11 protein-coding genes are annotated in these 12,630 nt (G+C 50.3%); 8 read left to right on the forward strand and 3 right to left on the reverse strand.

Annotation, left to right across the window (positions count from 1 at the left end; genetic code table 11):
• The first annotated feature begins 378 nt into the window (after positions 1-378).
• The 6 genes from uvrA to K0H59_RS18185 all read left to right on the forward strand — a co-directional run bounded on the left by uvrA (position 379) and on the right by K0H59_RS18185 (position 7,625).
• Positions 379-3,231 (forward strand): excinuclease ABC subunit UvrA, encoded by a 2,853-nt coding sequence (gene uvrA, locus K0H59_RS18160; protein ID WP_220053948.1) that lies wholly within the window; start codon positions 379-381, stop codon positions 3,229-3,231.
• 109 nt (positions 3,232-3,340) lie between these two features.
• Positions 3,341-3,682, forward strand: a complete 342-nt coding sequence (locus K0H59_RS18165) for a hypothetical protein (protein WP_220053949.1) — start codon at positions 3,341-3,343, stop codon at positions 3,680-3,682.
• A gap of 83 nt (positions 3,683-3,765) precedes the next feature.
• Positions 3,766-4,806, forward strand: a complete 1,041-nt coding sequence (locus K0H59_RS18170; protein ID WP_220053950.1) for a M28 family peptidase — start codon at positions 3,766-3,768, stop codon at positions 4,804-4,806.
• A 196-nt stretch (positions 4,807-5,002) separates the two neighbouring features.
• Complete coding sequence (locus tag K0H59_RS18175) at positions 5,003-6,862, forward strand: DEAD/DEAH box helicase (RefSeq protein ID WP_011718375.1); 1,860 nt, start codon at positions 5,003-5,005, stop codon at positions 6,860-6,862.
• Between the two features lie 168 nt (positions 6,863-7,030).
• Positions 7,031-7,186, forward strand: coding sequence for a hypothetical protein (locus K0H59_RS18180; protein ID WP_220053951.1), 156 nt, complete (start codon positions 7,031-7,033; stop codon positions 7,184-7,186).
• A 67-nt stretch (positions 7,187-7,253) separates the two neighbouring features.
• Entirely contained in the window at positions 7,254-7,625 is a 372-nt protein-coding gene (locus tag K0H59_RS18185; RefSeq protein WP_220053952.1) for a DUF6677 family protein, read from the forward strand.
• A gap of 65 nt (positions 7,626-7,690) precedes the next feature.
• On the opposite strand, the gene K0H59_RS18190 is transcribed toward K0H59_RS18185, so the two are convergent.
• Complete coding sequence (locus K0H59_RS18190) at positions 7,691-8,887, reverse strand: MFS transporter (RefSeq protein WP_220053953.1); 1,197 nt, start codon at positions 8,885-8,887, stop codon at positions 7,691-7,693.
• Between the two features lie 182 nt (positions 8,888-9,069).
• Here K0H59_RS18190 and K0H59_RS18195 point away from each other — a divergent pair, with 182 nt between their 5' ends.
• Positions 9,070-9,951 (forward strand): LysR family transcriptional regulator, encoded by an 882-nt coding sequence (locus K0H59_RS18195; RefSeq protein ID WP_220053954.1) that lies wholly within the window; start codon positions 9,070-9,072, stop codon positions 9,949-9,951.
• Positions 9,952-10,083: 132 nt separating this feature from the next.
• Positions 10,084-10,926, forward strand: coding sequence for a 2,5-didehydrogluconate reductase DkgB (dkgB, locus tag K0H59_RS18200; protein ID WP_176399832.1), 843 nt, complete (start codon positions 10,084-10,086; stop codon positions 10,924-10,926).
• 16 nt (positions 10,927-10,942) lie between these two features.
• Here the strand turns inward: dkgB and K0H59_RS18205 are convergent, their stop codons facing one another.
• Positions 10,943-11,563 carry an HAD family hydrolase gene (locus K0H59_RS18205; RefSeq protein ID WP_088210082.1) on the reverse strand — a complete coding sequence of 207 codons (621 nt, stop codon included), beginning with the start codon at positions 11,561-11,563 and terminating at the stop codon, positions 10,943-10,945.
• A gap of 8 nt (positions 11,564-11,571) precedes the next feature.
• Positions 11,572-12,561, reverse strand: a complete 990-nt coding sequence (locus K0H59_RS18210) for a DMT family transporter (RefSeq protein WP_088210081.1) — start codon at positions 12,559-12,561, stop codon at positions 11,572-11,574.
• Positions 12,562-12,630 lie beyond the last annotated feature (69 nt).

Below are 12,630 nucleotides of genomic sequence, written 5' to 3' on the forward strand. Positions count from 1 at the left end.
CGCATGTTAACACACCCAAAAGCGTTTGCTCAAAAGGAAAAACCGCCCATACCGTGAGTGTAAAACAGCGGATTTTGCCCCGCGCCAATGCGGATGCTTGCACCTTAGCGTACGCTTAGGCCTTTATTTTTAAGGCTTATCTAAAAGCCCATTGGCTACAAATAGTTAACTCGATGCTTACAGAACTTGGGTAAGTTCAAAGTCGTTATACGGATTAATCTTAGTTAATCCGCTAACTGCATCACCTTTTATCAGCAATACCAGCCCCACAACCGCGCCCAATCGGCATGTCAGCAAGATCACAGAATCGACTAAACTCGGCCGCCGAACTGTGCGATACTTAGGCTCATTTTTTTAAGCATAAGACTTGAGCGATAGATGGATAAGATTGAAATACGCGGCGCACGGACCCACAATCTCAAAAATATCAACCTGACTATCCCAAGGGATAAGTTAATCGTTATCACAGGGTTATCGGGTTCAGGCAAATCTTCCCTAGCATTTGATACTTTATATGCCGAAGGCCAACGTCGTTACGTTGAGTCTCTTTCTGCCTATGCCCGCCAATTCTTAAGCTTGATGGAAAAGCCCGATGTCGACCATATCGAAGGCTTGAGCCCGGCGATTTCCATCGAACAAAAATCGACGTCCCATAACCCGCGCTCCACCGTCGGAACGATTACCGAAATTTACGACTACCTGCGTCTGTTGTTTGCCCGCGTGGGTGAACCACGCTGTCCGACTCACGGCCAACCGCTGGCGGCGCAAACCGTAAGCCAGATGGTCGATAAAGTGTTAGAAATGCCCGAAGACAGCCGCTTGATGCTGCTGGCGCCCGTAGTCAACGGTCGTAAGGGTGAGCACGTAAAATTACTCGAGGGCTTATCGGCGCAGGGCTATATCCGCGCCCGAATCGACGGCGAAGTCTGCGACTTAACCGACCCACCAGCACTCGATTTACACGTTAAGCACACCATCGAAGTGGTGGTCGACCGCTTTAAAGTCCGCAGCGATATTCAGCAACGTCTCGCCGAATCCTTTGAAACCACGCTCGAGCTCTCCGGCGGGATTGCCGTGGTCGCCAGCATGGATGAAGGCGCAACGGAAGAGTTAATCTTCTCGGCTAACTTCGCCTGTCCGCACTGTGGTTATTCGATGGCCGAACTTGAGCCACGGATTTTCTCCTTTAACAATCCGGCGGGCGCTTGCCCAACCTGTGATGGTTTAGGGGTACAACAATTTTTCGATCCCGACAGAGTGATCACTAATCCTGAGCTATCCCTTGCGGGCGGCGCGATTCGCGGCTGGGATAGACGTAACTTCTATTACTTCCAGATGCTGAGTTCGCTCGCCGACCACTATAAGTTCGATGTCGAAGTCCCCTTCGAACAGCTGTCGGATAAGGTGAGAAAAATCGTCCTCTACGGCTCGGGCAAAGACAGCATCGCCTTCAAATACATCAACGACCGTGGCGATGTGGTGGTGCGTAATCACCCCTTCGAAGGCATCTTAAATAATATGGACCGGCGCTACCGCGAGACCGAAAGCAACGCGGTGCGCGAAGAATTAGCAAAGTTTATCAACACTCAAGCTTGCCAAAGCTGTGGCGGCTCACGCCTACGTGAAGAAGCCCGTAACGTGTTTATTGGCGATCTTAACCTGCCAAAACTTACCGTTTGGTCGATAGGTGAAGCCCTCGAATACTTCGACAAACTCGAATTCAGCGGCCAAAAGGCACAGATCGCCGAGAAGGTACTGAAGGAAGTGCGCGATCGCTTAGGCTTCCTCGTTAACGTCGGCCTCAACTATTTAAGCCTGTCACGCTCGGCAGAAACCCTCTCCGGCGGTGAAGCGCAGCGTATTCGTCTCGCCAGCCAAATCGGCGCTGGACTCGTCGGCGTGATGTATGTGCTCGACGAGCCATCAATCGGCTTGCACCAACGGGATAACGAGCGGTTATTGCAGACCTTAATCCACCTGCGGGATTTAGGTAACACAGTGATCGTAGTGGAGCACGATGAAGATGCGATTCGCATTGCGGATCATATTATCGATATCGGCCCCGGCGCTGGCGTACACGGCGGCGAAGTGATTTGCGACGGCCCGCTAGAGAAAATTGTCGCCTGCGACGAGTCCGTCACTGGCCAATATATTTCGGGCAAACGCAATATCCATATCAGCACCCCACGTACGCCATACGATCCCAAACAAGTGATTGAGCTTTATGGCGCCCGCGGCAATAACCTGCGCAATGTGGATTTAACCATCCCTGTGGGATTATTCACCTGCGTGACTGGAGTATCGGGCTCGGGCAAATCGACCCTGATTAACGACACCTTCTTTAGAATTGCCCATAAGCAACTCAACGGTGCCACTGTCGATGAGCCGGCGCCCTACGATCGCATCGTCGGCATGGAGCAATGCGATAAAGTGGTCGATATCGACCAAAGCCCGATTGGCCGTACTCCGCGCTCTAACCCCGCCACTTATACTGGCATCTTTACGCCTATCAGGGAGATTTTTGCCGCGACGCAGGAATCCCGTACCCGTGGTTATCAGGTGGGCCGCTTCTCCTTTAACGTGAAAGGCGGTCGCTGTGAGGCCTGCCAAGGCGATGGCTTAATTAAGGTCGAAATGCACTTCCTGCCCGATGTGTATGTGCCCTGCGACGCCTGTAAGGGTAAACGCTATAACCGCGAAACCTTAGAGGTACGCTACAAAGGCAAGAACATCCACGAAGTGCTGCAAATGACAGTGGAAGATGCGCGGGAATTTTTCGATGCCGTGCCAGCCATTGCCCGTAAACTGCAAACCCTGATGGATGTAGGTTTGTCCTACGTGCGTTTAGGCCAGAGCGCGACCACACTGTCGGGCGGTGAAGCCCAGCGGGTGAAGCTCGCGAAGGAACTCTCTAAGCGTGATACGGGTAAGACCTTGTATATTTTGGATGAACCGACAACGGGCCTGCACTTTGCCGATATCCAATTGCTGCTCGATGTACTGCATCGCCTCAAATCCCACGGTAATACTATTGTGGTGATTGAGCATAACTTGGATGTGATTAAAACCGCAGACTGGATTATCGACTTAGGCCCTGAGGGCGGCGGCGGTGGCGGTACTATTCTAGCAACTGGCACGCCAGAAGATGTGGCGCAGCATCCAACATCCCATACCGCGCGCTTCTTAAAGCCGCTGCTGGAACGGGATGCTAAGCTAGCCAAGCAGTCATAGCGATAAGCTTAACAGCGCCTTGGGCATCACCAAGGCGCTGTGATTAAAATTTATTGCTGTATAAGAACCCTCTCAGGCAAGCCATTCGCCGTTATCAATCGAGGAGAACATGTTGCCAACACATCGCCCGAGTTTGACGAGCTTAAGTCGCGCTAATGTATTGCTGATTGCCTGCTTGGGGTTAACGCTTGTGGCGCTGGTTATCGCCGCTGTCGATCCGCTTATTGGTCAACCCACACGTTTACAAGTGACAGTGTTAGACAGCTCAGACAATAGTAGCCTACTCGCCTTGCCCGATGGCCGGATCACCACCTTAGATCAAGGCGGTCTCACCAAAAACGCTCAAGTCACTATTTGCTCACGAACCCATTTGGTCTCTGGCTTGGAGCACTTTCATTTAAGCCGTCATCAAGAGGCGACACTCTCCCCCGAGATCCGCGTCTTAGACTAATTCAGCATTACGGCCCATGCAGCCAAGCTAAATCCCTGTTAGGCTTAGGATTGATCATCCTATTGCCAATTTTAAGGATAGCCATGGGCAATTTGGCGCACCCAGTCACAGCAATCACTTGCCCCCAGCCTCACCGCATAGGCTTGAGCTTATTGCGCTTGTTTATCCTTAGCTTGTGTTTAAGCCTTGCCGCCTGCGCCAATCAACCCGCCGAATACACTTGCTCACTTGAGGCAATTCGATTGAATTGGGCCGAGCCTGAAGCTCTTAAGCAAACAGTAACAGTCCTCAGCGCCGCAGAATTAATGGGGCGTAAAACCCAAACCGAAGGAGCTGCCAAGGCACGCGACTATCTGCACAGCCAGTTTCAACAACTTGGGCTTACTCCTTGGGGAGAGACTTTCGAGGTACCCTTCGAATATGCCACGCTTTTTAGCCAAGAGACAGGAAGCAATATGGTGGCGTTAGTCCCCGCACGCCAACCCACTCATCGATGGCGTATTGTGGTGGCTCACTACGACCATCTCGGCATGAGTGGCAGCAAGATTTACCATGGCGCCGATGATAACGCCTCAGGTGTTGCCGCCCTGTTGGCTCTCGCCGCCCACTGGCAAGCGCAGCTAAGCGCCGCCCCCGATTCCCTGCCCAACATTAACTTAATGTTTGTCGCGACCGATGCCGAAGAGCCTGGGCTGTTTGGCAGTACGGCCCTCGTTGAGCAACTCAAGCAGCGCATGCCAGAAGCGCAATTTGAACTGATGCTCAATCTCGATATGATTGGCCACCCGAGCCGCCCCTACGCCATTTACCTCGAGGGTAGCCGCAACTTCTATCAATTTCAGCAACTTAGACCCATGCTAAACGCGAATAATCGCCTCTGCATTAAGTTGAGTCATCCCAAACCCGTGGGACGAAGCATCCAGAGCACAGATTGGCTGAGAGCCTCGGATCATTATCCTTTCCATAAAGCTAAGATCCCTTGGCTCTATTTTGGCGTTCCCACTCATCCGCAATACCATACCCCGGAAGATACCCCCGACACTTTGGACTATGTGTTTCTCGCGGCGGTAACGGAATCCGCCTTCAAAATCCTACGACTCAATGGCGACTTTTTGAAAAATTAAGCGAAGTGGCGCGTTTCTTGCTCAGTTTTGGCAAAAAATCCACGCAAAACCCTGTATTTATCCCAGAGTCACTTGGTAAAGCGGCTAAAATGCTGCTATAATCTGGCGTTTTCGGTGCGGGAAATCGACACGGGGTTGATTTTCTGTCTGTGAAACTTAAGCGCCAATCCGGGCGCATCCACAAGGCTACAACCCAATGTCATCCAGTGAAAGAACTTTCCGTGAACTCGGCTTGTCCGAGAATTTGTTGCGTGCTCTTGACGAGCTAGGTTACGAAAACCCAACGCCAATCCAATCAGCCAGTATCGACCCATTAATGGCTGGCAAAGATATTTTAGGTCAGGCACAAACAGGTACAGGTAAAACTGGCGCCTTCGCCCTGCCCCTGCTCAACAAAGTGACCAGCCAAGCTGTTCCACAAATCTTAGTATTAGCGCCAACCCGCGAATTAGCGGTGCAAGTAGCAGAAGCTTTCAGCAGCTACGCGAAATTTATGAAAGGTTTCCATGTACTGCCAATCTATGGCGGTCAGAGCATGCATCAGCAATTAAACGCCCTGAAGCGTGGTCCACAGGTTATCGTGGGTACCCCGGGCCGTGTTATGGACCATATGCGCCGTGGCACCTTAAAGCTGGAAACCCTGCAAGCGCTGGTACTCGACGAAGCCGACGAAATGTTAAAAATGGGCTTTATCGACGATATCGAATGGATTCTGGAACACACCCCAGAACAACGCCAACTGGCACTGTTCTCGGCCACTATGCCAGAACAAATCAAGCGCGTTGCCAACAAGCATTTAAAAGATGCGACTAACATCAGCATCGCTGCGAGCCACACCACAGTTGACTCTATCGAACAACGTTTCGTGCAAGTGTCTCAGCACAACAAGTTAGAAGCCTTAGTTCGCGTATTAGAAGTTGAAAATACTGAAGGTATCATCATCTTCGTTCGTACCCGTAACTCATGCGTTGAATTAGCAGAAAAACTTGAAGCACGCGGCTACGCCTCATCACCACTGCACGGTGATATGAACCAGCAAGCCCGTGAGCGTGCGGTTGAACAGCTGAAAAGCGGCAAGCTAGACATTCTGATCGCAACCGACGTTGCGGCTCGTGGTCTAGACGTTGAGCGTATCGGCCACGTAGTTAACTACGATATCCCTTACGATACTGAAGCTTACGTACACCGTATCGGTCGTACTGGCCGTGCTGGCCGTACGGGTATGGCGATTCTGTTCGTCACCAGCCGTGAAATGCGTATGCTGCGCACCATCGAGCGCGCAACTAACAGCCGTATTTCGCCAATGAAAGTGCCAAGCCCAGAGACAGTTGCAGAACGTCGTCTGTCTCGCTTAGGTGAGCAGTTAGCGCAAACCATGACTCAAGATCTGGACTTTATGCGCGAAGCGGTTGCCCAGTTATGTCAACAACTGGAAGTGGATACCGATCTGCTGGCTGCAGCTCTGCTGCACCAAGTTCAGCAGGAGCGCCCACTGCAATTACCCGCGATTCAAGAACGTACTCGCGATGAGCGCAGCGAACGTGGTGCTGAACGTGGCGAGCGCGGTGAACGCCGTAGCCGTGAATCACGTCCAATGCCAGCAAGCCTTGGTAGTGCTGAAGCGTTAAAAGATAACCCAGATCTGAAGATGTGCCGTTACGTTATCGACGTAGGTCGTGACAATGGCGTGGGTGTGGGCAACATCGTTGGCGCTATTGCAAACGAAGCGAACATCGACAGCCGTTACATCGGCGCCATCCAACTATACGACGCAGTGACTACCGTTGACCTGCCAGACGGCATGCCAAAAGAAGTGCTGCAGCACCTGAAGAAAGTGCGCGTATGTGGCAAGCCACTGAACATCCGTGAAGCTGGCGATCAAGTTTTCGTAGACTCTGGCCGTGGCGCACGTAGCGACCGTCGTCCACGTGGTGACCGTCCAATGGGTGAGCGTAAACCACGTTCAGCCTCTGGTGACAAGCCGTTTGCTGACCGCAAACCACGTTCAGACAAGCCTGCCGGCGAGCGTAGACCACGTAAACCACGCGAAGAGTAATCGCCAAACCTAAGTCGTTAGGTTAAGCAGATTTAAACAAACGCATTAAAAAAGGAGCCCAGGCTCCTTTTTTATTATCTTAAAATCGCTCCCGCTCAAACTTTACTGGCCAGTTGATATTTCGAGCAGGAATAGTCAATCGATGGATGCCTAACTTAAGGACACTAAATGGATTTTTTAGTACTGATAGCCGACCTATTTAACCCCACACTTCCAGCACTGGCTAAGTCATGCCGCCAAGATAAAACCTTATTAATCATGGTACTTGTCGGTTGTATTCTGTTTGCAGGCTTTATTAGAATGTTAGTCACCATGGCAAATTAACTTGCACTTAAGCCAATAGGTCTATTAGTGTCGGCTTAGTCTTTAGCAACACAATTAGTGTATTTCGATGAAAAAAGCCCTCACCGCTGGCCTGCTATCCGCCTTTATCGCCCCCGGCAGCGGCCACTTTTACCTTAAACATAAACGTTCGGCGCTGGTTTTTTTCTGCTTAGCTGTCATCAGCCTTATGCTGTTGCTTATGCAAATCTATCAAGTAGCGCAAGTGATCGCCTTAGAGATCCAAAATGGTACCCTCCCCCTAGATGTCGGGGTGATATCCGCCGAAATTACCCAACAAACCCAAACCACCATGGCCAATGCCAATGAGCTGCTCTATGGCTTTTTGCTATGCTGGTTAGTGGCATTGCTCGACAGTATTCGCCTTGGGCTTAAGCAAGATAAACAAGATGCCTTAACTACGAATACAGCTGGGCATTAGATTCACTAGATACTTTAATGGGCTTGCAAGCACTGTGGCCAGCAAACCCATATTGCAACGATAACCTATTGCTTAACACCATCGACTGACGTATCAGCAGGCTCAGTTCGAGTATCCAAATAGCCACTCAGGCGAGTTAGTAGCAGCGCCGCAATCACCACTAGCGCACCAATCAATGGGGTTTGCATTAATCCCATCTGCTCGACAATCAGTCCGCCACCCCAAGCACCTAAGGCAATCCCTATGTTGAAGGCGGCGATATTTAATCCCGAGGCCACATCTACTGCGGTTGGGGCATAGGTTTCAGCCAGTTTGACGACATAGACCTGTAACCCTGGGACATTACCAAAGGCGAAAGCGCCCCAAACGAGTATGGTTAACACTGCGGTAATCGGGTTTAACGCCGTAAAGTGAAAGATAAACAGCACTGCGGCTAACCCAGTAAAAATATAAGTTAGCGCTTTGATTGGCCCCATGTTATCGGCCATCTTACCGCCCCAGATGTTGCCTATAGCGACCGAGACACCATACACCAACATGATCACCCCTATCGCACTCGCATCGAAGCCACTGATCTGCTGTAAAATCGGTGCGAGAAAAGTAAAGGCGACAAAAGTACCGCCATACCCAATTGCTGTAATGGCAAATACCAGTAGCAGCCTTGGCTCGGTCAACACTCTAGCTTGGGTCAGTAAACTGGCAGCACGGGTCTGCTTAAGATTGTTCGGCACTAAGAATGCACTGCCTATCAAAGCGATAAGACCAAGCAGAGCAACGGCGAAAAAAGTCGACTGCCAACCAAAACTCTGGCCGATATAAGTCCCTAGGGGCACTCCTGTTACCAGTGCGACGGTCAGTCCTGTAAACATAATCGCAATGGCGCTGGCCGCTTTTTCCTTTGGTACCAGTCCCGTGGCAATGGTTGAGCCAATCGAAAAGAACACCCCATGGGCTAAACCAGTGATCACCCGCGCCGCGATCAGAGTTTCATAACTCGGAGCTTGCCACGCCAGCACATTCCCCGCGACGAATAGCGTCATTACCGCTAATAACACATGTTTACGATTCCAATGCCCCGTTAACGCCGTTAATACTGGGGCGCCAACGGCTACCCCAAGGGCATAGAGGCTCACTAATAATCCCGCCGAGGGGAGAGAAACCTGTAAATCCTGCGCCATAGTGGGAATTAATCCCACAATAACAAACTCTGTCGTTCCAATAGCAAAGGCGCTTAGCGTCAATGCGAGTAAAGCTAAAGGCATGATGGCGTCCATCCTGTATTAAACGAGCGACAAGCTCGATAAGGGCTAATAGAGCTGAAGTTAAACCAGCTCGCTTAACTTCAGATGGCGCTATCTTGACGATAAAGTTTATTGTCAAAAAGAGTGATTTTTACAAATGATTTTTGCTATAAATGTAACTAATTACCTCGTTGGAGACTGACATGCTGACTCGCTCAGATGACTTACAGATACTGCTCACAGTGGTCGATAGTGGTGGATTTTCCGCGGCGGCCGAAGCGCTCGATATTCAAGTCGCGAGGGTTTCAAGAGCCGTGACCAAACTTGAAAGTCAACTACAAGTTACCCTTCTAAACCGCACCACTCGACGAGTCGAATTAACCAATGAGGGACGCCTGTTTGTCGATGCAGTTAGGCTTGGGCTGCAAACCATACAGTTAGCGGAAGAAGAGCTTATGAGTCGAGGGAAACAACCTAAGGGTAAGCTTAGAGTCGATGCCGCCAGCCCTTTTGTGCTACATCAAATAGTCCCCTTAGTGCATGAGTTTAAACAGCTTTATCCTGAGATAGAGCTGGAACTCACCTCGAATGAAGGCTTTGTGGACTTGATTGAAAAGCGCACCGATGTGGCGATTCGTATCGGAAAACTCACCGACTCAACCCTGCACGCTAGGCCCTTAGGTAAGAGTAAACTGCATATCGTCGCCTCTAAGGAATACCTCGCCAAACGCGGTTTACCTAAAAATGTCAGCGAGCTAAGCCATCACAGCCTTATCGGTTTTACGGGCGCTAAGGTCTTGAATCAATGGCCACTCAAAGGATTGGAGCAAATCGTCCCCACTATGCGGGCAAGCAATGGCGAAACCGTGCGTCAATTAGCCCTCGCGGGTAACGGCATCGCCTGCCTATCAGGGTTTATGGTCAGCGATGATATTGCTAACGGACGTTTATTGCCTTTACTTGAAAACGAGCGAGTCGCAAACATAGAGCGGGAACAAGTCAATGCCGTCTATTACAAGACCTCAACCGTTGCTCGGCGGATCTCCGCCTTTATCGATTTTATTCAACCTCGGCTAACACTATAAATATGCAAGTGATTAGGGCGTTAAGTGCAGTCGATTGTTGCGGTAATAGCAAAAATCATTTGTGCTTTAGCCTCTTTATCGACAAAGCACGATCGGCGACAGTTACCCTATCCACAGAATAAGGGGAAGAATATGACTCAAACCAATGCGACAGCATCTAACCAAGCGCCTCTGACAGCTATGCCGATGCTGGGCACAGGAACCTTCAGACTTAAAGATAACGCCGCTTTCGATGCCGTGTTGATGGCACTCGAAGAAGGTTCACGCCATATCGATACGGCGCAGATTTATGGCAATGAACAGGCGGTCGGGGATGCGATTAACGCCTCAGAGATCCCACGCCAAGAACTGTTTATCACGACCAAAGTATGGACTGAAAACCTGACCAAGGAACGCTTTGAGACTAGCGTTATCGACAGTCTAACGGCGCTGCAAACCGAGTATCTTGACCTGTTACTCATCCATTGGCCGTTGAACAGCGATGAGCCGAGTATGGTCGAGTATCTCTCAGAGCTGAAAGCAGTATTAGATAAAGGCCTGACTCGTCGCATTGGCGTATCAAACTTTACCAATACACAACTCGCGCAAGCGATTGCCATCTTAGGCGAAGGCGTTATTTATACCAATCAAGTAGAAGTGCATCCCTATCTCATCAATCGCAAAGTGACGGATTTTTGCAGGCAACACAATGTATTAGTAACTGGATATATGCCATTTGCCTATGGCGCAGTGCTGCAGGATGAAACCATAGTCAACTTAGCATCAGTGCATCAAGCCACTCCCGCACAAATTGTGTTAGCCTGGTTGCGACAATTAGGTTTTGCCACCATTCCCTCCTCAACCCAAAGAGACAATGTTCGCAGCAACTTAGCGGCCGCAAGCATTAACTTAACACCAGCAGAAATCGAGCAAATCAATCAACTGGATCGCAATCATAGGGTCGCAAATCCTGACTTTGCCCCACATTGGGATTAGATCGAGCGCGCTTGAGTTAGCCTTTAGTTTCTAATGCCCAAGCGTCGATAAAGCTCTGATAATTGGCGATAAGCAAATCCGCCGCTTGGGCATAGTCCGGTACCTCTTCTGGGCAATAGAGGGCGCAGCGACTACCGGCGTTTTGCGCGGTTTGCAGATCGAATAGATAATCCCCCACGTACAAGATATCCGCCGGACTCAACTGCCATTGCTCGCAAATCAAGTGGATACCCTGCGGGTGAGGTTTAGGCTCGGCATCGTAACGGGTCAGCACTAAAGGGATATCGATACCGAGTTTTTCGATGGTGATTTTGGCCGCCTCGGGCATATTGCGGGTCAAAATCGCCAGCGGCAGTTGCCGCGTCTTTAAAAACGCAATCAAGGCCTGCGCACCTTCAATCCAGCTCGCCTGACGCGAACTTTCAAGCTCATAGTCATGGACAATTTCGAGCGCCTGCATCTTGGCCATTGTTGTCTCAAGGCTATGGATATGCTCTAGAATATCGGTACCCGATCCAATACCTAATGCCGCCCTTAAGCCTTTAAAATCGGGGTTTGAATGGGCAAGCGTACCGTCGAGATCAAAGATAACCCCGCGGATCTGTTCAAGTTGCATATCGGTCAGGCGTGTAATCACTCGGGTACCTATTCAGTAGTCTGTGAAGCGGGTTGCAAACGTCGTGCGCGGCGCTGGCGATACATGGGCAGTAACTGCACGACCATCACTGACACAATAATCACACCTATGCCGAATAGCGATAGCGCATCTAATTTATCGGCCTTAAATACATCTGGCCACCAACCAAGACTCACCACTAATGCTGTGGCGCTAAAGCTAAATACCGGCGTTAACGCCAGCATGGCGCTCACCTGCGCCGTCGGCCAGTACTTCATCGATTGTCCAAAACAACCGTAGGCAATCAAGGTATTGGCGGCGCAAAATAGCGCCACTTGCCAGTCAAAGCTATCCATTTGTGTAAACTGGCTAAAGTCGCTAAAGGGCGCCATCGCAAAGATCCCTAGGGCATAGATGACTAAGAGTACGTTCGCGGGGGATAAACGGTTCAACAGTGACTTTTGTAGCAGCGCATAGGTAGTCCATGATAATGCCGAAAACTGCACTATCATCACCCCAAGCCAGATCTCATGGTTATCGGTGGCGGAAAAATCTAAATAGGGATGGAAAAACATCAACATCCCTAAAGCTAAGCTGGCAAAACAACTGAGCTGCACCGCATTCAAGCGTTCTTTAAAAAACAATACGCCACCAAAAGCGAGGAAAAATGGCGAGGTTTGAAAATTAAGCTGCGCGGCCCCCGGTGCCAGATAGTCGAGGGAATACACGAATGACACATAGTTAAGCATTAAAAACAGTCCGGCGAGGATAAGCCTGAGCCAAACCTTGGCATCGAGCGCCGCAAACTGTTTCAAACTCCCCGCACTCCACTGCACCAAAATACTAACCAAGAGCGCCACTAAAAAACGGAACCAAGTCAAAGTCACAGGATCGATAAAACTCCCCGACAGCTTAAGCGCTATGGGTAACATGCCCCAAAACAGCACGGCGACAGAAATAAACAATAATCCTAATTGAGCATGGTTAGTTGCCAAGGATCCAGAGTGGCTTTGATTCACGGAAAAGTCCCAGTAGTACCGCAGAAAGGAACGCCATTCTGGCACTGAGGCGCGCTAAGATCTAGCCTA

The organism is Shewanella sp. FJAT-51649 (assembly GCF_019457435.1).
Taxonomy (GTDB): domain Bacteria; phylum Pseudomonadota; class Gammaproteobacteria; order Enterobacterales; family Shewanellaceae; genus Shewanella; species Shewanella mangrovisoli.